Below are 23490 nucleotides of genomic sequence, written 5' to 3' on the forward strand. Positions count from 1 at the left end.
CTTCATCTTGAGGAGAACGCGCCTTGGATACTCCCGCCATCAGCGATATTGGCCTCGATTCTGATGTCGAGATCGCGGTTCGCCAGGAACTGACGCTCGTCGCACTTGGCAAGCTGCCGGCGGATACATCGCTCCGGGTAGGGCGGCTGCTTGATGTCAGCACCCGGATATGGCGCACCGATCAGGAAATCATCATCAAGGGCCGCCGCATTGCCTATGTCGGCGATGCGGGATCCTATCCGGGCACCGTCTCTCACCGGGTGCATGAACCCGATCTGGCTGCCATTCCAGGGCTTGGAGAGGTGCACAAGCATATCGAAAGCTCGCATTTGACACCGGAATGGGAAGCAGCACTCGTTCTTCCCCGCGGCAATACCTGGACCTGTGAGGCAAGCCATGAGTTTTCGAACGTCAACGGCGCGAAGACGCTTGAATTCTGGCTGAAGGCCCGCGCGGCCGGTTCGCCGCTCAAGATCTTTCCGCTGCCCGGCTCGGCCGTGCCGCCCACAGGTTATGAGCACGGTGGCGGCTATCTCGGCTACGACGAGCAGAAGCAGTTCATGACCGAAAGCCTGATGGTTGCGGGTCTCGACGAGGTGATGGACTGGCCGGGCGTGTGGGACAGAACCAGCCCTTCCTACGACCGCCTCTGGGGCATGATCCGAGCAACGTTCGAGAAGCGCGGAGTCGTTGAAGGTCACGCGGCGGGCATTCGCGACATTCCCACCATCAACGCTTTCGCCGCGGCCGGTCTGGCATCCGATCACGAAGCTTGGACGGTCGAAGAGTTCTGGGACAAGCTGACCCGTGGCCTGTTCATGGAACTGCGTCCGCACAGTCTGCCGGAGGTCATCACCGGTCTTCTCGAGAAGGGCCTCGCGGACTGGTCGCAGATCGCGCTCACGACGGACGATCGCAGCGCCTCCGATACGCTGACACTCGGCGCCACCGACTACAATGTCCGCCTTGCCATCGAGGCAGGCCTGGCGCCCGAAATCGCCATCCAGTGTGTGACCATCAACCCGGCTCGTCACATGCGCCTGACGCCGTGGGTCGGCACGATCGCGCCGGGACGTTATGCCGATATCGTGCTTCTGTCCGACGTCGGAAAATTCGAGATCGCCAAGGTCTGGGCCGATGGCATCCAGGTCTCTGAGGGAAATCGCTATCTGCCCGAGGTGCCCAAAATCGACTGGCCGGACTGGGCGACGAAGACAATCAATATCGGCCGTGAGCTGACGGCCGCAGATTTCGCGATTGCCGCTCACCCCGGCCGCCAGACAATGACGGCTGCGGTGCTGCGACCGTTTCACTGGACGGATGATTTCCTGACCTTCGAACTTCCCGTCGAAGATGGGCTCGTCCAGCGCGATGCCGATCGCAACATCACCAAGTTCTCGATCATCGACCGGTTCTCGGGCAAGGGAGCGGTGTCGAAAATGTTCTGGCTTGGCTGCGGGCCGCGGACGCCGGATACGGCACTTGCCTGCTCCATGGCACATGACAAGCACAATATCTGGTGCGTCGGCTCATCGGACGAAGCGATGGCCGCAGCTGTCAACGCCGTCGCTGCCAATGATGGTGGCTGGGCATTGGTTCGCGATGGAAAGGTCGTCGCGCGGGTTCGCTACGAGGTGGCGGGGCTGATGAGCTGCCGGTCGGCGGACGCTCTGCATGAGGAGATGCAGGTGCTCTATGCAGAGGGCGAAAAGGTCGAGTGGATGTTCGAGCCGAGCTTCCATCCGCGCTGGTCTGCAGGCTTCCCGGAGCGTCTCGCCTTTGCGACGCTCACCTGTGCACCCTGGCGCTGGGTGCTGGTCGCCCCGAGCGATTACGCGCCGGAGGGGCTCGTCAACGTCCAGACCGGCAAAACCCATCCGGTCGTTTTTTGACGCCGCTTCACCTTCCGAGCTTCGGCCAGGTATCCGAAAGAAGGTAACCGCCCGGCCAAGGGTCCGACGGATCCAGCATCAATTGATGCGTTCCGGTAATCCAGGCGCGGCCTGAGATCAGCGGATAGATTGCCTCGCGATCACCGACACGCGTCGTCGAATCGATACGGCAGTGGAATTCCGAACCGATGATCGAGCGTCCGATATAGGTCTCGCCGATCGCCATTTCGCCGCGGGCGTAGAGAACCGCCATACGCGCCGAGCAGCCCGTGCCGGTGGGAGACCTGTCGATCTTGCCCGGCTGGATGACGACGGCGTTTGCGCCGCTCAGCACGTCGTTTTCCCGGGTAAGGGGAGCGGCGATCTGGCAGAAGGAAATGTGGTCCCAGCCGGTATTGTCCGGATGGGTAAAGCCGATCTGCTCGTTGGCAGCCGCGGTAATCTTCACGCCCGCTTCTGCAATTTCGCGTGCCTCGTCGGGTTTCACCTCGAACCCCAGTGAACCCGCATCGACGATGACGAAACTGTCTCCGCCATAGGCTGTGTCGACCGTCAGTGTTCCGAAGCCGGCCACTTCCAGCGACACTGCGAGCTTGTCTGCAAAGGATGGCACGTTGCGCACCGTAATCCGTTCGGCCTTGCCGTCGCGGCATTCCGCTGTGACCTCGACCAGGCCGCCTGGCGCTTCGAGCGTCACGCGTGTCACCGGCTCGGTCATGGGAATGATGCCGGTGTCGAGCAGTACGGTCGCAACACAGATGGAGTTGGAGCCGGACATCGGTGGCGTGTCGGCGGGCTCCATGATGATCCAGCCCATCTGGGCGCGCGGATCCTTCGGCGGCACCAGCAGGTTCACATGCCGGAAGACGCCGCCACGGGGCTCGTTCAGCACGAAGTTGCGCAGCGTCTCGTCACGGGCGATGAAGCGTGACTGTTCCCAGAGTGTATCGCCCGGCAGCGGCAGCACACCACCGACGATTACGTCCCCGACTTCGCCCTCCGCATGGCAGCTGACGATGTGGATGACCTTTGATGTGCGCAATGCGACCCCCCGGCAGATGTTACCGCTTGGGTGTCATCAGGTAATGCCCAACGCCCCAGACCTCTCCCTTGTCATGGCCGAACAATCCGGCAGTGGCAAGGAAGAACAGACGCCAGCGGCGCTGCCAGAGGCAGGCATCCTTGCCGTAGACATCCTTCAAAATTGGTTGGATCTGCCCGATCTCGCGATCGAAATTTTCAAGCCAGTGCATCGCGGTGCGGCGATAGTTGAGACCCGACCAGCGCCAGTCTTGTTCGACGGTGAAAATATCATCGAAACGCCGCGGCAGGTCGTGCGCGGGCATGATGCCGCCGGTGAAGAAATGGTGGGCAATCCAGTCAGCTGGGTTGTCGTGCTCGAACCGGTAGGACCGATCCTTGTGGGTAAACACGTGCAGGAACAGCTTTCCGTCGGGCTTCAGCCAGCCTCTTGTGCGCTCCATAAGGCCTCGCCAGTTCGACATGTGCTCGAACATTTCCACCGAAACGACCCGGTCGTAGGTCTCATCCGTCGAAAAGTCGTTCATGTCGGCGGTGATGACGGTGAGGTTGTCGAGCTTCAGCCGCTCGATTTCGCTGAGGATGTGCTCACGCTGCGGGGCCGAGTTGGAGACGGAGGTGATCCGGGCATTGGGAAAATGCTGGGCCATGTAGAGCGACAGCGAACCCCAGCCGCAGCCGAGCTCGAGAATGTCCATTCCATCACTCAGTTCCGCGTGTCGCACGGTCTCGGCCAGCGCGTAGGATTCCGCTTCCGCAAGCGTGGTATCGTCAGCCAGATACAATGCGCAGGAGTACTTCCGCTGTGGACCGAGAGCGAGGCTGAAGAACTCTGGCGGGAGTTCGTAATGCTGGCGGTTGGCATCATCCGTATGGGTGGCGATCGGAAAGTCGGCCATCGACCTTGCGAACGCGTCCTCGGCGGTTGCCGGCGTGGAGGCCAGCTTCCGCTTGGTGCGACCGCAAAGAAAGTCGATCCCGGCAAGCGTCACGCCATCGCTTAAGGGTGCTCGTTCAGCCGTATTGATGGCAAAGGCCAGCATGTTCATCGTGGCGTTCCCCTATTGTGTTGAGAGTTTGGATCGACGCGGACCGGGGAAAAATGCGTTGACGCGTGCCTGGACAGCACGGAACTGGTCACCCCGGGATTTCAGCATGTGTTCCTCAAGCGGCGGAATGCCGGAGACGTGCACCAGCAGCCAATACATCATCACCGGCGCGAGGAGCGCGATCGCGGCAAAGCCCAGCGCCGGAAGCGCCATCAGCGGCCAGCTGCACCAGAACAGCCATTCGAAGAAATAGTTAGGGTGGCGGGAATAGGCCCACAGCCCCTTCTGGCAGATTTCCCGCTTGGCTTCCGGCGTCTTGCGGAATCTCGAGAGCTGAACGTCGGCTACCATCTCGCCGATAACGGCAATCGCTGCCACGGCAAGCGCGAGAAGATCGCCCACCTGCGGGTATTCTGCCGGGTTCGAAGCGGCGCAGTAGACTGCAAGCACAAGAATGAAGGCAGCGACCGCCTGGATCTGGAGAAAATAGAACAGGCGGAAGGAAGCGCGATCGCCCCATTCCTTGATAAGCTTTTCGTAGCGGGGATCCTCGCCGCCGAGCCGCGTGCGGGCGCCAATATGGAAGGCAAGCCTCAGCGACCAGGCCGCAACGATGACGATTGCCGTCACGCGGCGCTCGACGGGACCGGCCGCCAGATAGGCCGCAGCCACGCCGCCGACGCCGACCGCCAGCGACCAGATCGTGTCTATCCAGCCGCTCGCACCCGTCGCGCGCTGTACGGCCCAGGAGATCGCCATGGCCAGCGACAGGCCTATCGCCAGAAAAATGAGGTGAATGTAATCCATTGGTCTCCTCGAACGTAGAAAGCCCGACACGTTCTTTGTGTCCCTCTACGGCTGACATAGCCAATCAGTTTCATGGGCTTGGAAAAAATGTCGCAAAAAGAAGTGATATTGCGTGAAACTCTCTATCTCAATCTCTCGTAATGATTACAGAGCCCACAGGGCAGGTGATCGATTGCTTTGGGAGCTGGGGGAATTGTATGGCATTTCGTGAGACGCATAGGACCTCGGGACGTCGACGCATCGCAGTTGTCGGCAGTGGAATATCCGGCATGTCCGCTGCATGGCTTCTGGCCAAGGCCCACGATGTTACCATGTTCGAGGCAGCCGATCGTATCGGCGGCCACAGCCATACCGTGGATTTCGACGCATCGGGAAGAACCGTTTCCGTCGACACCGGCTTCATCGTCTATAACGAGGTGACCTATCCTAATCTGACGGCGTTGTTCCGTCATCTGGATGTCCCAACCACGGCCTCCAGCATGTCCTTCGCCGTCTCGCTCGACGATGGCGGTTTCGAATATTCTGGTGGCACAGGGTTCGGACTGTTCGCCCAGAAGTCCAACATCGTCAGCCCACGCTTCTGGTCGATGATGCGCGATCTCGTCCGCTTCTACCGCAATGCTCCCCGTGATCTGTCGACGATGGGCGGTTTGTCACTCGATGACTACCTCGACCGACATCACTACGGACGGGCGTTCCGCGACGACCATCTCTACCCGATGGCGGCTGCGATCTGGTCGATGCCCGCGGGTAAGGTGGGTGAGTATCCCGCGGTCAACTTCGTCCGTTTCTGTGGCAATCACGGGCTGCTCGAACTCTGGAACCGTCCGATCTGGCGCACGGTGCCGGGCGGAAGCCGGGAATATGTGGATCGCCTGACAGCTGACTTTCGCGATCGCATTCGCCTGTCGACACCCGTCCAGGCGATCAGGCGAACCGGTGGCGGTGTTGAAATTTCCACCGGACCGGACGGATGGCAGGCATTTGACGAGGTGGTGATCGCAACGCACGCCGATCAGGCACGTCGTCTCCTGTCGGACGCTGATGACCACGAGGCACGCATTCTGGGGGCCTTCCGCTATTCCCGCAACGAGGCGATCCTGCACAGCGACCAGAGCTTCATGCCGAAGCGCAAGGGCGCATGGTCCAGCTGGAATTATTCGGCAAAGACCGGCGAGGCGCAGGTCCAGCCTGCCATCACCTACTGGATGAACAAGCTGCAGCCGCTTGGCGATGCGCCGCCGACCTTCGTGACACTCAATCCCCCACGTCAGCCCCGCGAGGACGCAGTCATCCGACGCGAGATCTACGAGCATCCGATCTTCGACATGGCAACCGAGCGGGCACAGCAGGAAATCTGGTCGCTTCAGGGTGTGCGCAACACATGGTTCTGCGGCGCCCACTTCGGCTCGGGCTTCCATGAAGACGGCCTCCAGGCAGGCCTGGCGGTCGCGGAAGATCTCGGCGGCGTTCGGCGCCCCTGGAAGGTCGCCGAGGAAAGCGCCCGGATCGTGCGCCGGCCGCTCGGCGCTACCGTTCCGATCGAGGTCACGGCATGACGGCTTCGTTTCGGTCGGCGCTTTATCCCGGTCATGTCACGCATGCACGCATGCGGCCGAAAGAGCATCGGCTGGCCTACAGGATCTATTCGCTGCTGATCGATCTCGATGAGCTCGACGCGCTTGATCGCGGCCTGAAATTGTTTTCCGTCGACCGGTTCAATCTATTCTCGTTTCGGCAAAGAGATCGCGGCGACCGCTCGGGATCCGATCTTCGGGGCCAGATAGAGCAATGGATGCGCGCCGCAGGGCTCGAGCCTGATGGCGGGTCGATCAAGCTTCTCACCATGCCGAGAATACTCGGCTGGGCCTTCAATCCGCTCAGCATCTTCTTCTGCTACGGACGCGATGGCGAGGTGAAGGCGATCCTGTGGGAAGTGGACAACACGTTCGGCGAACGCCACGGCTACCTCATCCCGGCCGATAATCGTGTCGGCGGCGAGATCGTCCAGCACTGTGACAAGGCATTTTATGTCTCGCCGTTCATGGACATGGACCAGCGCTATACCTTTCGCGTGACGCCGCCGTCCGAACGGCTGTCGATCAAGATCGATACATTCGATGCCGAGGGGCCGATGCTGACTGCCCGTCATCTCGCGCACCGCCGTGATCTGACAGACCGGGCGCTTCTGAAGGCCTTCTTCGCCATTCCCTTCCTGACGCTCCGGGTCGTCGGCGGCATCCATTGGGAGGCACTGAAAATCTGGCTCAAGGGCGTGCGTTTGCGCAAGCGTCCAAAGCCACCGGAAAACCCCGTCTCCGTCACTCCTGCTGTTCCCCTACGCAAAGTGGAAATCCATGAGCCAATCTGACGAATTCACCTCCGTAACGACCGATCGCACACCCGGAGCTGGCGTTGCCGGCTTCGGCGCGCGCGTCGTGAACCGGCTGCTGAGCGGTATCCGCTACGGTTCCATTCGCGTTGTGCTGCCTTCCGGTCGCACCATAGAGATGGCCGGGCCGGAAAAAGGGCCGGACGCCGTTATCGTCATCAAGCGCTGGCGGATGCTGAGCCGCGTTCTGCATGCGGGCGACATCGGCTTTGCAGAAGGATATCTCAAGCAGGAATGGACGACACCTGATCTTACCAATGTGATCCGGTTTGCTGCGCGCAACCGGCATGGGCTGACGCTTGCGACCCATGGGGGCTATCTCGGCCGGATCGCGGTTCGCCTGTCGCATCTTCTCAACGCCAATACCAAGCGTGGCAGCAAACGCAATATCGAGGCGCATTACGATCTCGGCAACGAGTTCTACGCTGAGTGGCTAGACCCTTCGATGTTCTATTCCTCGGCGCTCTACGAGCATCAGGGACAGTCTCTCGAAGATGCCCAGCGTCAGAAACTCGAGCGTATCCGCGAAAAGCTCGCCATGAGCCAAGGCGACAGCGTGCTGGAGATCGGCTGCGGCTGGGGCGCTCTCGCGTTGGATCTCGCACAGAACGTCAATGCCCGGGTCACCGGCCTTACTCTTTCTCCTTCGCAGCTGGCCTTTGCAAACGAGCGCATCCGGCAGGCCGGCGTGGAAGGGCAGATCGATCTCCGACTGCAGGACTACCGCGATACATCAGGGCAATTCGACCGGATCGTCTCGATCGAGATGTTCGAAGCGGTCGGAGAGGCCTATTGGCCAGCTTATTTCGACACCATCCGTCGCTGTTTGAAGCCCGGTGGCCGTGCGGTTTTGCAGGTGATCTCGATCAACGAGGACCGCTTCGATTCCTATCGGCGCAATCCGGATTTCATCCAGAAATATGTGTTTCCGGGAGGATTTCTTCCCTCGGACAGCGCGTTCACGGCAGCCGTTGAGAAATCCGGGCTTGTCGTCAGCGACATCGAACATTTTGGCGCGTCCTATGCGCGGACGCTGGCCGAGTGGCGGACGCGGTTTCACGCCGCTTGGCCGAAGATTGCGGAACTCGGTTTCGACGGCCGTTTCCGTAGGTTGTGGGACTACTACCTTTGCTATTGCGAGGCTGGCTTCGAGGAGGAAGCGATCAATGTTGGCTTCTATACGATTGAACATGCGTAATCTGGGTTTGCGAGGCGGTGCTGTCGCAGCACTCTTGTCACTGTCGGCAGGGCCGCTTCTTGCCGCTGATCTGGACGGCAACTGGGCTCGTGGCGACGGCAATGCCAAGGTCGAGATCGCGCCTTGCGGCGCCCAGATCTGCGCCACCAACACATGGATCAAGCCCGGATCGGGAAGCGAGAAGGCCGGCGACAAGCTGGTCATGACGATCGACCGAACAGCGGACGGATCCTATTCCGGTACCGCCTTTGATCCGCAACGCAACATGACGTTCAAGATCACGGTCGTTGTCGCGGAAAAGAAGATGACGACGAAAGGCTGCGTTGCTGGCGGTATTCTTTGCCGTGCCGTCAACTGGTCACGCATCGACTGACACGAAAAGAGGGAACGAACCCATGGCGAAGATCTCGCTGAAGACGCTGGCTCTTGCCTACATCACCACGTTCATCGTGTTCGGCGCGATAGACTCCGTCTGGCTCAGCACGATGACAAGCCTGCTTTACCGGCCGGTCATGGGCGACATGCTTCTGCCGAGTTTCCGTCTCGCGCCTGCCGTGATCTTCTACCTTCTCTACATCGGCGGACTGACGCTGATGGCAGTGCGTCCGGCCCTGATTGCAGGCGGTGTCGGAGCAGCGGTGCGGCAGGGAGCGGCGATCGGGTTCATGTCGTACATGACCTACGATCTCACCAACCATGCGGTCATGAAGAACTGGTCGACGCTGCTTTCAGTGGCCGACATCATTTGGGGTACCTTGCTTTCGGGTCTCGCCAGCGGTCTTGCCACCTGGATCGTTCTGCGGTTCTTCAGAACAAAACACCACTAGCGTTCGAAAACAATATGGCCGGGAAATCCCGGCCATATCTTTGAGCTATTACTGTTCAGGCTCCTCGACCACGGTCGGCTGACCGCGCTGGTCGAGTATCTCTCGTTTGCCCACATGGTTGGCCGGTCCGACCAGCCCATCCTTCTCCATGCGTTCGACAAGCGATGCGGCCCTGTTGTAGCCGATCGACAGGCGGCGCTGGATGTAGGAGGTCGAGCACTTCTTGTCGCGCATGACGACCTTGATCGCCTGCTCGTACATCTCGTCCCGGTCTTCCTCGCTGATCGCGGACCTGTCGAAGACCGCCTGGTCTTCCTCCTCGACCTCTTCACCCTCTTCGTCTTCCGTGACGCTGCCGAGATAGAGCGGCTGACCTTGCGTCTTCAGATGCGCAACGATGCGCTCGACTTCCTGGTCCGATACGAAGGGACCGTGAACGCGGGCAATGCGTCCGCCGCCCACCATATGCAGCATGTCGCCCTGACCGAGCAGGTTTTCGGCACCCTGTTCGCCAAGGATGGTGCGGCTGTCGATCTTGGACGTCACCTGGAAGGAGATACGGGTCGGGAAGTTCGCCTTGATCGTACCGGTGATGACGTCGACCGAAGGCCGCTGCGTCGCCATGATCAGGTGGATGCCGGCAGCACGCGCCATCTGCGCAAGCCGCTGGATCGCACCTTCGATCTCCTTGCCGGCCACCATCATCAGGTCGGCCATCTCGTCGACGATGACGACGATATACGGCAACGGCGTCAGGTCCATGTCCTGCTGCTCGTTGATCGGCTCGCCGGTCTGACGGTCGAAACCGACCTGGACGCTGATCGAGATGACCTCGCCGGATGCGGACGCGGCCGCCACACGAGCGTTGAAGCCGTCGATATTGCGAACGCCGAGACGCGACATCTTGCGATAGCGGTCTTCCATTTCGCGCACGGCCCATTTCAGCGCCAGAACCGCTTTCTTGGGGTCGGTCACGACAGGGGTGAGCAGATGCGGGATGCCGTCATAGGCCGACAGTTCGAGCATCTTCGGATCGACCATGATCAGCCTGCACTGGTCCGGCCGCAGACGGTAGATCAGCGAGAGGATCATCGTGTTGACCGCGACCGACTTGCCCGAACCGGTCGTGCCGGCGACGAGCAGATGCGGCATCTTCGCAAGCTCGGCGACGACGGGTTCTCCGCCGATCGTCTTGCCAAGGCAAAGCGGAAGCCTGAAGCCGGTACCCGCATAGGTGCCGCTTTCGATCAGCTCACGCAGATAGACGGTTTCGCGCACGGGGTTTGGCAGTTCGATACCGATCACGTTGCGACCGGGAACGACAGCAACACGCGCCGAAAGCGCCGACATCGAGCGGGCGATATCGTCCGAAAGGCCGATCACGCGGGAGGATTTGACGCCGGGTGCCGGGGCGAATTCGTAGAGCGTCACGACAGGGCCGGGACGAACGTCGATGATCTCGCCGCGGATGCCGAAATCCTCCAGCACGCTTTCCAGAAGCCCGGCGCTCTGTTCCAGGCTTTCCTGGCTGACGGGGCTGATCTGGTCGTCCACCGGTGCCTGCAGCAATTCGATCGACGGGAACTCGTAGTCGTCGGACGCATGCAGCGGTTCGGTGTTGAACGGCCGGATCGGAGAGATCGCGCGGGTCGCCATGACAACCTGCCGCGTCGACTTTACTGGCACGACGGGAGCGACCGCAGGCGCCGGGGCCTCGATGACGGTCTCAGCGATGACGGGCGCAACGAGAACAGGCTCAGGAATGACAGGCTCAGGAGCGACCGGAGCAGCAGCAGCGATGACGGGCGCATCCTCCACTGGAGGCACCACCGGATTTGGCGCAGCATCGTGGCCGGCCTGGCGCAACGTGATCGATCGATAGAGATCAAGCGGCGACGGCCCCACCGGAATTTCTTCAACCAGACGTTTGGTCAGGGTCTCGATCGGCTGGCGAATGACCGGCGCCCTCAGGGCAACCCGCACAGGTTCGGGCCGGACCGGCTGTTTCGGATAGGTCGGGAGCGGACGCTGAGCAACGAACACAGGTCTCTGCTCGACCTTTGGCGGGGGAGGCGGGGTCAGCGCGAACTCTTCGCCGGTGGCCTCTCCAAGGCTCATCACCTCGAAGAACAGATGATCCGGCATGTTGGCGATCGGAGACTGTCTTTCAGTGCTAATCACGGGAGCATCAATCACTGCTTCAGGCTGCGCCGGCGCAACTGCGACCAGCACCATTTCAACGGTTTCCCGGGCAAACGTGGCCCGGCGTTCCCTCAGCGCCTGATCGAGAGTGCCGACGAGATTGCGGGCGCCGGGTTCAGGCGACAGGAAGCTGGCGATAGAGGTCGACAGCGCGTCGCCGTCATGTCTTTGGGTGAAAGTAATCTCGGAAATCTCCTGAACGGCTGGCGCCGCCATAGGGGGAATGACAGCCTCGGGGACGGCGTGGGAAGCGACGGCTTCGCCCTCCGCTTCCGGGCCGGAGGGTGCCCCACGCCTGGAGATGGTTTTCTCCGGCGTGCGGGTGAAACGAACGGTCGGGCCCAACATGAAGGCCTTCTGCCAGTCCGGCAGCGCCTCGATCTCGTGAGCCTGCATCTGGACTGTCGACACGATGTCGCAAGCCACCTGTTGCCCCGCATTCGGGGGCTCAGGCGGATTTATGGGGTGAGAGTGGCCGGTATCCGGCAGTTCGGAAGCCTGGGCTTCCAGCTTGTCAGTTTCGCGAAATTGCGGGCCTGTGAGACGCATTGCCACCAATGAAACCATATGAACAAATCTGGGACACGAACGTCCTTGGATATAAAACAAACATTAACCATGCGTTGCCGGCGCCGATAAATCGTCGAGCGCGGTGATGGCCTGTGACAAAAGGCGCCGGTGAAATGGTCTTTGGGACGGAACAGACTCGGGCAGTTGGTGGTTATTGGGTCAACTGTAGTCGTCAAGATGGAGCCCCCATGTCGAGTCCGAATTCGTTTGAAATGTCACGACGGGATCTTCTCGTCGCAACCGCTGCCGGCTCTGTGGCCGTGGCAAATAGCAACAGAGCTGCAAATGCGCAGGCGGCAACACCGCCTCCCCGGCCGGGGACAGCGACGTCGCGGGTGGGTTTTGTCGTCAACGGCACACGCCAGGATCTCGATCTCGACAACCGTACGACCCTGCTCGACGCGTTGCGTGAGAACCTGCACCTGACCGGCACCAAGAAGGGTTGCGATCACGGCCAGTGCGGCGCCTGTACTGTCATGGTCGATGGTCGCCGCATCAATTCGTGCCTGTCGCTTGCCATCATGCACGAGGGCTCCGAGATCACCACGATCGAAGGCCTTGGCACACCGGACGAGATGCATCCGATGCAGACGGCATTCGTCAAGCACGATGGCTTCCAGTGCGGCTATTGCACCCCTGGGCAAATCTGTTCCTCCGTCGCCGTTCTTGAAGAAATCAAGGCCGGCATTCCGAGCCATGTAACGGAAGACCTGACCGCCCCCACGCAGGTTTCCGAGATGGAAATCCGCGAACGTATGAGCGGCAATATCTGTCGATGCGGGGCCTACCCGAACATTGTTGCGGCTATCACGGAAGTTTCGGGGAGGCAGGCATGAAACAGTTTACTTATGAACGCGCCGCATCACCGGCTGAAGCTGCGTCCAAGGCCGCCAACAACCAGAACGCCAAGTTCATCGCGGGAGGCACCAACCTCCTTGACCTGATGAAGCTAGAGATCGAATCACCGACCCATCTCATCGACGTCAACGGTCTCGACCTCGACAAGATCGAACAGAGCGAAGATGGCGGCGTCCGGATCGGAGCGCTCGTGCGCAATACGGATCTCGCCTCGGACGAGCGCATCCGCCGCGACTACGCCGTGCTTTCGCGCGCACTTCTCGCAGGCGCATCGGGTCAGCTCCGCAACAAGGCAACGACGGCCGGCAACCTGTTGCAGCGGACGCGCTGTCCTTACTTCTACGACACCGCCCAGCCTTGCAACAAGCGAAAGCCCGGTAGCGGCTGTTCCGCCATCGGCGGCGTGACCCGCCAGCTGGGCGTGATCGGCGTCAGCGATGCCTGCATCGCCACCCACCCCGGCGACATGGCAATCGCCATGCGTGCCCTCGATGCAACCGTTGAGACGGTCAAGCCCGATGGCGCAACACGCGCGATCCCGATTGCCGACTTCCATAAACTGCCCGGCGATACGCCCGAGATCGAAACCACGCTTGAGCGCGGCGAGATCATCACGGCCGTTACGCTGCCGGCACCTGTGGGTGGCAAGCACGTGTATCGCAAGGTGAGAGACCGTGCGTCCTATGCGTTCGCTCTTGTGTCGGTTGCCGCGATCATCCAGCCGGATGGCACCGGTCGCGTTGCGGTCGGCGGTGTGGCTCCCAAACCATGGCGCGTCGAAGAGGCGGAAGCCGACTTGCCGCAGGGGTCCAAGGCCGTGATGGCCAAGGTCTTTGCAGGCGCAAAGCCAACCGAAGAAAATTCGTTCAAGGTGACACTGGCGGAGCGCACGCTCGCCGGCATCCTTGAAGAAACCAAGGGGTAAGCCATGCTATTCGATCGTCCCGCCACGACCAATCCCATCGACCAGATGAAGGTGGTCGGCCAGCACATCACGCGTATCGACGGCCCTAAGAAGGTCACCGGCACGGCGACCTATGCCTATGAATGGAACCACGCCAACCTCAATGTTGCCTACGGCTATCCCGTAGGCGCCGGCATCGCAAAGGGTCGGATCAGCTCGATGGATATCCAGGCGGCCCGCAACGCTCCGGGCGTTCTGGCTGTCGTCACGGCTGAAACGGCTGGCAAGCTCTCCAAGGGCAAGATGAATGCGGCCAAGCTTCTCGGTGGCCCCGAGATCTCGCATTATCACCAGGCCATCGCCGTCGTCGTCGCTGAAACCTTTGAGCAGGCTCGCGCCGCAGCGAGCCTCATCAAGGTGGATTACGTTCGCGCTCCCGGTTCCTACGATCTGGAAGCAGCGAAGGACACGGCCAAGAAGCCGGAGGGCTCCGAAGGTGAAGACGCAGACACCTCTGCCGGCAACTTCGAAAAGGCGTTCGCCGAGGCAGCGGTCAAGTTCGACCAGACCTACACGACACCCGACCAGTCACATGCGATGATGGAGCCGCATTCGTCTCTCGCCATGTGGGACGGGGACGAAGTTACGGTCTGGACCTCGAACCAGATGATTGCCTGGAACAAGTCAGAAATGGCGATCACGCTCGGCATCGATCCGGAAAAGGTCCATATCATGTCGCCGTTTGTCGGCGGTGGTTTCGGCTCCAAGCTTTTCCTCCGGTCGGATGCCGTGCTTGCAGCACTTGGTGCGAAAGCGGCGGGACGCCCCGTCAAGCTTGCGCTTCCGCGTCCCTTCGTGATGAACAACACAACGCACCGCCCGGCAACGATCCAGCGTATCCGCATCGGCACCACGCAGGAAGGCAAGATAACCGCGATTGCTCACGAAAGCTGGAACGGCAATCTGCCGGGCGGCAGCCTGGAGACAGCCGTGGCGCAGACTCGTCTTCTCTACGCCGGCGAAAACCGGATGACGTCGATGCGGCTTGCGGCGCTTGATCTGCCAGAGGGCAATGCGATGCGCGCACCGGGCGAAGCGCCTGGTCTCATGGCGCTTGAAATCGCCATGGACGAACTGGCCGAGCAGCTCAACCTCGACCCCGTCGAATTGCGGATCATCAACGACACGCAGGTTGATCCGGAAAAGCCTGAACGGAAGTTCTCGCACCGTCAGCTGGTCGAATGTCTTCGCCGGGGTGCTGAAACCTTCGGCTGGGACAAGCGCAACGCCGAGACGGGTCGCGTCAAGGACGGACGCTGGATGGTTGGCATGGGTGTTGCGGCAGCGTTCCGCAACAACATGAACATGAAGTCTGGCGCCCGCGTGCGGCTCGATTCCGAAGGCGTCGTGACTGTCGAAACCGACATGACGGATATCGGTACGGGTAGCTACACGATCATCGCCCAGACCGCGGCCGAAATGATGGGCGTAACGATCGACAAGGTTGCCGTAGAACTCGGCGATTCCCGCTTCCCGGCGTCGTCGGGATCGGGCGGACAGTGGGGCGGAAACAGCTCCACCGCCGGCGTCTACGCCGCATGCGTGGCGCTGCGGGATGCGATCTCGCAAAAGGTCGGTTTCAACTCCGCAGATGTCACGTTTGCCGACGGCCAGATCCGTTCCGGCAACCGCAGCATTGCTCTCGCTGAGGCAGCTGGCAAGGATGGTGTCGTTGCGGAAGATACGATCGAGTATGGCGATCTTGCAGAAGAGATGCAGCAATCGACATTCGGTGCCCATTTCGTCGAGGTCGGCGTCGACATGTACACGGCTGAAATCCGCGTTCGGCGCATGCTGAGCGTCTGTGCAGCAGGGCGCATTCTCAACCCGATCACGGCCCGCAGCCAGGTCATCGGTGCGATGACGATGGGCGTCGGCGGCGCCTTCATGGAAGAACTGGCCGTCGACAAGCGTCGCGGCTTCTTCGTCAACCATGATCTCGCCGGCTACGAAGTTCCTGTCCATGCCGATATTCCGCATCAGGATGTCATCTTCCTCGATGAGACGGATCCGACCACCTCGCCGATGAAGGCAAAGGGTGTTGGCGAACTCGGCCTTTGCGGTGTGGCGGCAGCGCTTTCGAACGCCGTGCACAACGCAACCGGCGTGCGTATCCGGGATTACCCTGTCACGCTCGACAAGCTGCTGCGCGACATGCCGCAGGTCGGCTGATCCGCTGGCACCGTTACGCAAACCTCTGGCCGGAGCATCCACGGATGCTTCGGCCTTATATTTTTAGAACCTCGTCGCGCCAGAAGACGATAACATAGCCGCCGCGTGCTTCAGCGTTGGATGCCCATGCCTTGAACTGCGGCATATAGGGCGGATGACGCCACAGATCGGGATAGTCGGGATCGGCAAGGACCGTAATCTGCTGTCCTTCCCCATAGACCATCAGGTGGGATCTTTGAGGAGCCCACTCGTCGCCCAGTCCTTCGCGCGTTAGCCAATGACAGACGAAGTCGCGGCAAAGCATCGGTCGATCCTGGTAGATGGAACAGCCTTGTCCGGCAACGCAGTGCCTGCACCACTCGTCCGCAGGCTTGTTGAGATCATCAATGTCCGGCAACCGGCAGCAAAGGGTGCAGGTTCCGCACGCGCGGCCCTCGACAATGGCTGGTGTCATTCTTGCGATACGCTTCCTGCGTCTTCGGGATACCCCCGGTCTGCGACCTTCAAACAGTTTCGTTCAAGAGCCGCACGCGATTGAAGAGGCTGCCGGATCCAGAGTTGGGTGCGGGAGGCCGCAAAACGGCACCGCCCGCATATCACTGCGGGGTGTGTGACGCAAGAAAAGCGCTTCGGTTCCGACGCATGCGGGAAACGGAAGTTTAATCGATGAGCCTTAAGTCTGATGCAAACGGAGATTTTTCCACAATGACGACGAGTTGCCAAGGCTGCCGCGACGGCGCAGCATTCGAACTACCGTTCTCGATGGCATTCCAGCCGATCGTCGACATCGCAACAGGCAAGATTTTCGCCCACGAAGCGCTTGTTCGCGGTCTAAACGGAGAAGGCGCCGGGTCAGTTCTATCGCAGGTGCAGGCCGACAACCGCTATGCGTTCGATCAGCAGTGCCGGGTCAAGGCGATCGAACTTGCCGCGCAGCTCTACGACCCCGCTGACGACGTGAAACTGTCGATCAACTTCATGCCGAACGCCGTCTACGAACCGCGGGCGTGTATCCGCCTGACGCTTGCCACGGCCATGAAGACGGGTTTTCCGCTTGATCGCATCATCTTCGAGTTCACCGAGAACGAGGAGTTGGATACCAAGCACATCCTTCACATCCTGCGGACATACCGGGATATGGGCTTTAAAACTGCGATCGACGACTTCGGTTCAGGCCACTCCGGTCTTGGCCTCCTCAGTCATTTCCAGCCCGATATCGTCAAGCTGGATATGGACATGATCAGAGGGATCGACACCGATCCGGTCCGGCGCACCATCGTCAAGCACACGTTGCGGATGCTCGAAGAACTCAACATCGTGCCGCTCTGCGAAGGCGTCGAAACCGTCGGCGAAATGTCGGCCCTGCGGGATTTGGGCGTGTCCCTCATCCAGGGCTACCTGCTCGCCAAGCCAAGCTTCGAACACCTCGCCATCCCGGCTTCCGCGAAGGCGATGCTTGCTGCTGCTGCCTGAGAAGCGGCGGGATAGGCGAACCAGAGCGGAATGAAGGTCCGGGATCGGTATCGACGCAGTGGAAACAGGCAGAGATGCCGACTGGACGCTGGCAAGGGCAAGCTCAGGCTAGCTCGATTTGACGAGTGAAACAGCGCGTTCGTTCACGTTCGAGACAGCTTGACGTCAATCGAGACAGTACTTTTCGCGCCTGAATGCAGGTGGGGGATATTTCCAGAAGGGATGCAAAATCAACGCTCTTACGAGCGAGTGGTGCCCCATGCCGGAATCGAACCAGCACTCCTTTCGGAACTCGATTTTGAGTCGAGCGCGTCTACCAGTTCCGCCAATGGGGCACGGAGGGTATGGTGAAGGCCTCTAACATGGCCTCGGCGGCGGATGCAAGAAGAACTATTCGGATCCTTGCAAACCGCGATGTCAGGTATTGCGTCCGGCAATTGCCAGGATCTTTTCGCGCAGCAGACGCGCCATGTTGCGGGTGTTGCGGTAGAGGTGAAGCTGTGTCGCCACCTGTCTCACGTCGCGGTCGCTGTTGCGGGCAAGGCCGATCACCAGCGTTCCCATTTCCTCGCGCTCTTCCCATAGCCTGCTCATGATAGGATGGTCGGGCACGGCGCAGCTGTCGGTGCGCAGGATGTTGGCATCATCAAGGTGCCAGTCGGTCAGCTTCATGATCAATAGCTTGCCTGGCGAATAGCGGCTCAGGCTCTCGTCATAGGCGGTCTTCCAGGTATAGGCCTCGCCGGCCATCAGGAAGATCACGATCGAAGCGATCGCGCGGCCGTCGAGATTGATCGTGTGGATCCGCACGGCATCCACTTCGGCAAGATTGGTGATCGCTTCGCGGGCAAAGGCTGCGCGGTAGCGGTCGTTGATCAGGGCCGAACGTTTGCGGCCTTTCCAGCCGGTCGATTCCAGCGCCAGGAATTCCTCCATCCGCTGGCGCACCTCTTCGGGCTGACGGGCGACGGCGTATTCGAGCCTTCCCAGCTGTCCGAGCTTCCGCCACTGGCGCTGCATCTCGCGGTAGTGATGCGGCGAGACGGAGGCCTTCATATAGGTTTCGCCGTCCTGAAGGCTTTCCAGCATCGGCCGGCGGAAGCTGTCGGTGACGGCAACGGGCAGGTCGCGGCCGATGGCAACGGCGCGCGCAAGCTGGGCAAAGCGGCCGCCTAAGCGCACGTCGGGCAGAACGAGAACGGAGGGAAGTTTTGCTTCCCGGGCAGTCAGGGCCTCCAGGAGGTTGTCGATGGTTTCGGCCGCATCTTCGGCATCCACCAGTGGCGTACCGAGCGGGCCGAACGGATTGGACCAGACGCGGATGATCGGGGCACCCATGGCAAAGCCTGGTTTCTCCACGGTAAACGGCATCAAAAGGCGAAGGCGGCTATGGCTTTCGCCTTCGTCACGGATAAGCGCCAGTCTCACCTGGCGGTCATCGATGCGCGGCATGGCGGGGGCAAGAAGCCGCGCCGAGAAGAAGATGTTGGGTTCCATCGCGCGGTGAGACAAAAATTCGAGTTCTTCCTGCAGATCGTAACCGAGACCTGCCGGATAGAGGCAAAATTCGCGGCCGGGCCGGCCGATTTCTACCCGTGTATCGGCATCCGGGCGGTCTGCACGAAGACGCGACGCGACGTTCGGCATCGTGACGTCGTCGTATTCCTTCTCGCTCCTGTTCGGGGGAAGAGCCATTGTGTCTATCGAACCTTGAACGAGGGTCTGGGCAGTGGATCGGAAAAAGCGAATAGCACGATTCCGAGCGTGCGGCGTACTGCTATGTGCAGCAACGTCGCCTCGATCATCATGGCGCCGGCGGTCGCCATCGCCGCACCGACCAGCCCATAATGTGGTATCAGCACGACATTGAGGACGATGCTGCCGGCAAGCGTTGCCGTATAGACTGCAACGCAGAGCTTTTGCCTGCCCGCCATGCTGAGCAGCACTTCTCCGGGACCGACGAGCGACTTGGACAGAATGCCAGCAAACAGGATCACCATCAGGATATAGCCTGAAGTGAAAGCGTCGCCGAACAGCGACAGAAGCAGTTCACCCGCAGCAAGCGTCGTCAACCCGACGACGAGCGACGGCCAGAGGGTCCAGCGGACGGTCTGGCCCGCGAATGTGGCCAACGCCGTCATGTCGCCTTCCGCCATGATGGCGGCGAAACGGGGAGCGGCGGCCGCCTTGATGGAGAAGTAGACGAACTGCACGAGGACGATCGTTTTCGACGCCGCAAAATAGATCCCGACATCGTCCGGCGGCAGAAAGATGCCGACCACGACCACGTCCGCATTGGTCAGCAGGAAGCCGATGCCGTCGACCACAAATAGCGGGATCGAGTATCGGATCCATGAGCCAAGCCGGTAGCGCCGCGATGCATTGCCGTAGCTGCCTTTCAGCCGAAGTATGAGCTGCGTCAGATGCGCAAACGTTGTGGCGTATGTGGCGGCAAGCGCCGCCAGCATGGCGGTCTGCGCATCGCGCGGCGCATCGGACAGGACGGCTGCCGTCATGAAAGTGAGGATCAGGATGGGCCTGAGGATGTAGGTTGGCGCCAGCGCCGATATCGTCCAGCCATGGGTACGGGCAATCCCGTCGAGGATGTCGCCGATGCCGATCATCGGAATGATGAAAAGAGCGATCGAAACCGGCACGATGTAGTAGGGCTCGATGCTGCTGCCGAACGCCCAGAGAAAGGCAAAGCCGAGGCCGCCGATCACGGTCGAGGTGACGAGCGCGACAAGGCAGGCGGCAAGGCTCAAGCCGCGGATCTCGCCGTTTTCACCCTCTGCCGAATGCTGGTGGATGAAGCGGATGATCGAGGTGTGAAAGCCGAGGCAGGAGAGATTGCCGACGAGGATGACGATCACCCAGACGAAGGCGAACAACCCGTATTCGAACTCGCCCATCAGCCTGGCCATGACGATCTGGGACAGGAAGGCGATAGCGGCGCTGAAAATGCGGATCGCAAACGCGGTCATGGCCTGGCGTTGCGCCCGCGCCGTATCGCTGTTTTCGGTGACAGTGGCTCTGATCCTGCCCGTCAGCGGTGCGACTCTGGCACGCAAACCGGCCGGAAGCAGTCTTTCCGCTGTTTCGATCACCGCCATGATGGGCACGCAATACTCGTTACGCTACAGGAGCCATGCTCGCAAATCTGCCACAGCAGGGTTAAGAAACGGTTGGCTCAGCCGACCCGAACGTTACGAGGGCGACGATCCCGCAAACGAAAAACGCCGCCCGAAGGCGGCGTTCTATTGATAACACTGCTGTTGCCCGATCAGGCCTGTTCGAAGGCGCCGTGGCAGTGCTTGTATTTCTTGCCCGAACCACAGGGGCAAGCCTCGTTGCGGCCGACGCGGCCCCAGGTAGACTGGTCTTCGGGATGACGATCGGCAGGCGCTGCGATGAAGTCGCTGCCGTCTGCGCCCGACACCTGGTCTTCGCCGGTCGTCGGGTCGAAATGATGCTCCTCGAACACCGATGGCGGTACTGGCGGCTCGGGGTTCTGCACAAGCTCGACGCGCATCATCTGGGCGGTCACGGCTTCGCGCAGGTTCGCAAGCAGCGCCTGGAACAGCTCGAAGGCTTCCGCCTTGTATTCCTGCAACGGATCGCGCTGCGCATAGCCGCGGAACCCGATGACGGAGCGCAGGTGGTCGAGATTGACGATATGCTCGCGCCACAGGGCGTCCAGCGTCTGCAACACCACGGAGCGTTCGACGTAGTTCATCACGTCGGCACCAAACCGCTCGCGGCGATCCTTGACGGAAGCTTCAGCGGCGGCGGTGATCCGCTCGCGGATATCGGTTTCGCCGATACCCTCTTCGGTCGCCCAGTCCTCGATCGGAAGGTCAAGGTTCAGGAGGCGATCAACGTCTTCCCGCAGTTCCTTGACGCTCCACTGTTCGGCATAGGCCCGCTCAGGGATGTGCTTGGCAACGAGAACCTCGATCACTTCGTTGCGCATGTCCTCGATGGTCTCGGATACGTCTTCCGAATCCATCATCTCGATACGCTGTTCGAAGATCACCTTGCGCTGATCGTTGGTGACGTCGTCGTATTTCAGAAGGTTCTTGCGGATGTCGAAGTTACGCGCCTCGACCTTTTTCTGGGCCCGCTCGAGCGCCTTGTTGATCCAGGGGTGGACGATCGCCTCGCCTTCCTTGAGACCAAGCTTTTGCAGCATCGAATCCATCCGGTCGGAACCGAAGATGCGCATCAGATCGTCCTGGAGTGACAGGTAGAATTTCGAGCGGCCCGGGTCACCCTGGCGGCCGGAACGGCCACGCAGCTGGTTGTCGATGCGGCGGCTTTCGTGGCGCTCGGTGGCGATGACGTAGAGGCCACCGGCTTCCAGAGCCTTGCCCTTCAGGACCTTCACCTCGGCACGGACGGCAGCCTCCTTGGCAGCGCGTTCGCCCTCGTCCTCGATGCCTTCGAGCTCGCGCTCAAGGCGCATGTCGATATTGCCGCCGAGCTGAATGTCGGTACCGCGACCGGCCATGTTGGTGGCGATCGTGACGGCACCGGGCACGCCGGCCTGCGACACGATATAGGCTTCCTGCTCGTGGTAGCGGGCGTTCAGAACGTGGAATTTCTCAAAACCGGACTCGCGCAGCATGGTTGCCAGAAGTTCGGACTTTTCGATCGAGGTCGTACCGACCAGAACCGGCTGGTTGCGTTCGCTGGCGGCCTTGATCTCCACGATGATCGCTTTGAACTTTTCCTCAAACGTCCGATAGACTTCGTCGTCCTCGTCGATACGCTGGATCGGCAGGTTGGTCGGAACCTCCACCACTTCCAGCTTGTAGATGTTGCCGAATTCTTCCGCTTCCGTCTGCGCCGTACCGGTCATGCCGGCAAGCTTGTCGTACATGCGGAAGTAATTCTGGAAGGTAATCGAGGAGAGCGTCTGGTTCTCCGGCTGGATCTGCACCTTTTCCTTGGCTTCCAGCGCCTGATGCTGACCTTCGGAATAGCGGCGGCCCGGCATCATGCGGCCGGTAAACTCGTCGATGATGACGATCTCGTCGTTGCGGACGATATAGTCCTTGTCGCGGGTGAAGAGCTTGTGGGCCTTCAGCGCGTTGTTGATGTGGTGGACGATCGCCACGTTCTCGACGTCATAGAGCGATTCGCCCTTCAGCAGGCCGGCCTGACGCAGCAGGCCTTCGAGCTTTTCGGTTCCCTCTTCGGAAAAGTTGGCCGAGCGCTGCTTTTCGTCGATTTCGTAGTCTTCCGGAGACAGCAACGGAATGTAGGCGTCGATCGTGTTGTAGAGATCGGAACGGTCGTCCAGCGGGCCTGAGATGATCAGCGGGGTGCGGGCTTCGTCGACCAGGATCGAATCGACTTCGTCGACGATCGCGAAGTTGTGGCCGCGCTGCACCATCTGGCCGCGCTCGTATTTCATGTTATCGCGAAGATAATCGAAGCCGAGCTCGTTGTTCGTCGCATAGGTGATGTCGCAGGCATAGGCCTCGCGGCGTTCGTCGTCCGACAGGCCGTGGACGATGACACCGGTCGACAGGCCAAGGAACCCGTAGAGGCGGCTCATGATGCTGGCGTCGCGCTGTGCGAGATAATCGTTGACGGTCACCACATGCACGCCCTTGCCCGACAGTGCATTGAGGTAGACGGGCAGGGTTCCCACCAGCGTCTTGCCTTCGCCGGTCTTCATTTCGGCGATTGCGCCGTCGTGAAGGATCATGCCGCCGGTCAGCTGGACGTCGAAGGGTCGCATGCCGAGTACGCGAAGGGCCGCTTCGCGAAGCACCGCAAAGGCAGGGATCTGGATATCCTCCAGGGTCTTGCCGTCTGCCAGCATCTGGCGGAACTCCGCCGTCTTGTTGGCGAGCTGCTCATCGGTGAGCGCCTTGGTGGCTTCCTCGATTGCATTGATCTTCTCGAGCATCGGCTTGTAGCCCCGCACGCGGCGCTCGTTTGCAGATCCGAACAGTTTGCGGGCAATGCCGCCAAAGCTGACCATACGAATGGCCCTTTCTGATGTCAGTCCCTGATGTCACTCGTCGAGACCAC

At 60.7% G+C, this 23490-nt stretch carries 18 protein-coding genes and 1 tRNA gene; 10 read left to right on the forward strand and 9 right to left on the reverse strand.

Translation table 11 applies throughout. The annotated features are described in order from the left end of the window. Window positions 1-23: 23 nt before the first annotated feature. The gene (locus tag BLW69_RS20195; protein ID WP_092664537.1) at window positions 24-1892 is read left to right on the forward strand and encodes an adenine deaminase; all 1869 of its coding nucleotides are present in this window, start codon (window positions 24-26) and stop codon (window positions 1890-1892) included. A 7-nt stretch (window positions 1893-1899) separates the two neighbouring features. Here BLW69_RS20195 and BLW69_RS20200 read toward each other — a convergent pair whose 3' ends face one another. Genes BLW69_RS20200 through BLW69_RS20210 form a run of 3 tightly spaced genes read right to left on the reverse strand, consistent with a single transcriptional unit; the run spans window position 1900 to window position 4789 of the window. Beyond that, window positions 1900-2934: a trans-3-hydroxy-L-proline dehydratase gene (locus tag BLW69_RS20200; protein WP_092664540.1), complete on the reverse strand. Its 1035-nt coding sequence runs from the start codon at window positions 2932-2934 to the stop codon at window positions 1900-1902. A 19-nt stretch (window positions 2935-2953) separates the two neighbouring features. After that, window positions 2954-3982, reverse strand: coding sequence for an SAM-dependent methyltransferase (locus BLW69_RS20205; RefSeq protein ID WP_062454391.1), 1029 nt, complete (start codon window positions 3980-3982; stop codon window positions 2954-2956). A 12-nt stretch (window positions 3983-3994) separates the two neighbouring features. Beyond that, the gene (locus tag BLW69_RS20210) at window positions 3995-4789 is read right to left on the reverse strand and encodes a DUF1295 domain-containing protein (RefSeq protein WP_092664543.1); all 795 of its coding nucleotides are present in this window, start codon (window positions 4787-4789) and stop codon (window positions 3995-3997) included. Window positions 4790-4986: 197 nt separating this feature from the next. Here BLW69_RS20210 and BLW69_RS20215 point away from each other — a divergent pair, with 197 nt between their 5' ends. The 5 genes from BLW69_RS20215 to BLW69_RS20235 are packed head-to-tail and all read left to right on the forward strand — an operon-like array spanning window position 4987 to window position 9206. Next, entirely contained in the window at window positions 4987-6348 is a 1362-nt protein-coding gene (locus BLW69_RS20215; RefSeq protein ID WP_092664546.1) for an NAD(P)/FAD-dependent oxidoreductase, read from the forward strand. Next, complete coding sequence (locus tag BLW69_RS20220; protein ID WP_062454385.1) at window positions 6345-7160, forward strand: DUF1365 domain-containing protein; 816 nt, start codon at window positions 6345-6347, stop codon at window positions 7158-7160. The genes BLW69_RS20215 and BLW69_RS20220 overlap by 4 nt, the downstream gene beginning before the upstream one ends. Further along, the gene (locus BLW69_RS20225; RefSeq protein WP_062577457.1) at window positions 7147-8379 is read left to right on the forward strand and encodes an SAM-dependent methyltransferase; all 1233 of its coding nucleotides are present in this window, start codon (window positions 7147-7149) and stop codon (window positions 8377-8379) included. Before BLW69_RS20220 ends, BLW69_RS20225 begins: the two co-directional genes overlap by 14 nt. Beyond that, window positions 8372-8752: a DUF2147 domain-containing protein gene (locus BLW69_RS20230; protein WP_092664549.1), complete on the forward strand. Its 381-nt coding sequence runs from the start codon at window positions 8372-8374 to the stop codon at window positions 8750-8752. Before BLW69_RS20225 ends, BLW69_RS20230 begins: the two co-directional genes overlap by 8 nt. A gap of 22 nt (window positions 8753-8774) precedes the next feature. Then, window positions 8775-9206 (forward strand): DUF2177 family protein, encoded by a 432-nt coding sequence (locus BLW69_RS20235; RefSeq protein ID WP_092664551.1) that lies wholly within the window; start codon window positions 8775-8777, stop codon window positions 9204-9206. Between the two features lie 48 nt (window positions 9207-9254). Here BLW69_RS20235 and BLW69_RS20240 read toward each other — a convergent pair whose 3' ends face one another. After that, on the reverse strand, window positions 9255-11804 hold the full coding sequence (locus BLW69_RS20240; RefSeq protein ID WP_092664554.1) for a DNA translocase FtsK: 2550 nt from the start codon (window positions 11802-11804) through the stop codon (window positions 9255-9257). A 362-nt stretch (window positions 11805-12166) separates the two neighbouring features. On the opposite strand from BLW69_RS20240, the gene paoA reads away from it, so the two are divergent. The 3 genes from paoA to paoC are packed head-to-tail and all read left to right on the forward strand — an operon-like array spanning window position 12167 to window position 15972. Further along, complete coding sequence (gene paoA / locus BLW69_RS20245) at window positions 12167-12814, forward strand: aldehyde dehydrogenase iron-sulfur subunit PaoA (protein ID WP_062454375.1); 648 nt, start codon at window positions 12167-12169, stop codon at window positions 12812-12814. Beyond that, a complete protein-coding gene (locus tag BLW69_RS20250; protein ID WP_092664557.1) occupies window positions 12811-13761 on the forward strand; it encodes an FAD binding domain-containing protein in 951 nt (316 codons plus the stop codon). The genes paoA and BLW69_RS20250 overlap by 4 nt, the downstream gene beginning before the upstream one ends. Before the next feature lie 3 nt (window positions 13762-13764). After that, entirely contained in the window at window positions 13765-15972 is a 2208-nt protein-coding gene (gene paoC, locus BLW69_RS20255; protein ID WP_092664560.1) for an aldehyde oxidoreductase molybdenum-binding subunit PaoC, read from the forward strand. 55 nt (window positions 15973-16027) lie between these two features. Here the strand turns inward: paoC and BLW69_RS23030 are convergent, their stop codons facing one another. Continuing rightward, on the reverse strand, window positions 16028-16195 hold the full coding sequence (locus tag BLW69_RS23030) for a hypothetical protein (RefSeq protein WP_244473943.1): 168 nt from the start codon (window positions 16193-16195) through the stop codon (window positions 16028-16030). Between the two features lie 482 nt (window positions 16196-16677). Here BLW69_RS23030 and BLW69_RS20265 point away from each other — a divergent pair, with 482 nt between their 5' ends. Then, entirely contained in the window at window positions 16678-17445 is a 768-nt protein-coding gene (locus tag BLW69_RS20265; protein ID WP_062454367.1) for an EAL domain-containing protein, read from the forward strand. Between the two features lie 250 nt (window positions 17446-17695). On the opposite strand, the gene BLW69_RS20270 is transcribed toward BLW69_RS20265, so the two are convergent. From BLW69_RS20270 to secA, 4 genes are all read right to left on the reverse strand, one after another. Then, window positions 17696-17780: transfer RNA gene (locus BLW69_RS20270), tRNA-Leu, on the reverse strand. An 82-nt stretch (window positions 17781-17862) separates the two neighbouring features. Then, a complete protein-coding gene (locus tag BLW69_RS20275) occupies window positions 17863-19092 on the reverse strand; it encodes a GNAT family N-acetyltransferase (RefSeq protein ID WP_244508912.1) in 1230 nt (409 codons plus the stop codon). Window positions 19093-19145: 53 nt separating this feature from the next. After that, window positions 19146-20558 (reverse strand): lipopolysaccharide biosynthesis protein, encoded by a 1413-nt coding sequence (locus tag BLW69_RS20280; RefSeq protein WP_092664566.1) that lies wholly within the window; start codon window positions 20556-20558, stop codon window positions 19146-19148. A gap of 170 nt (window positions 20559-20728) precedes the next feature. After that, window positions 20729-23440, reverse strand: coding sequence for a preprotein translocase subunit SecA (gene secA / locus BLW69_RS20285; RefSeq protein WP_092664569.1), 2712 nt, complete (start codon window positions 23438-23440; stop codon window positions 20729-20731). Window positions 23441-23490: the final 50 nt, after the last annotated feature.

Source organism: Rhizobium sp. NFR12, assembly GCF_900108545.1.
Classification (GTDB): Bacteria; Pseudomonadota; Alphaproteobacteria; order Rhizobiales; family Rhizobiaceae; genus Neorhizobium; species Neorhizobium soli.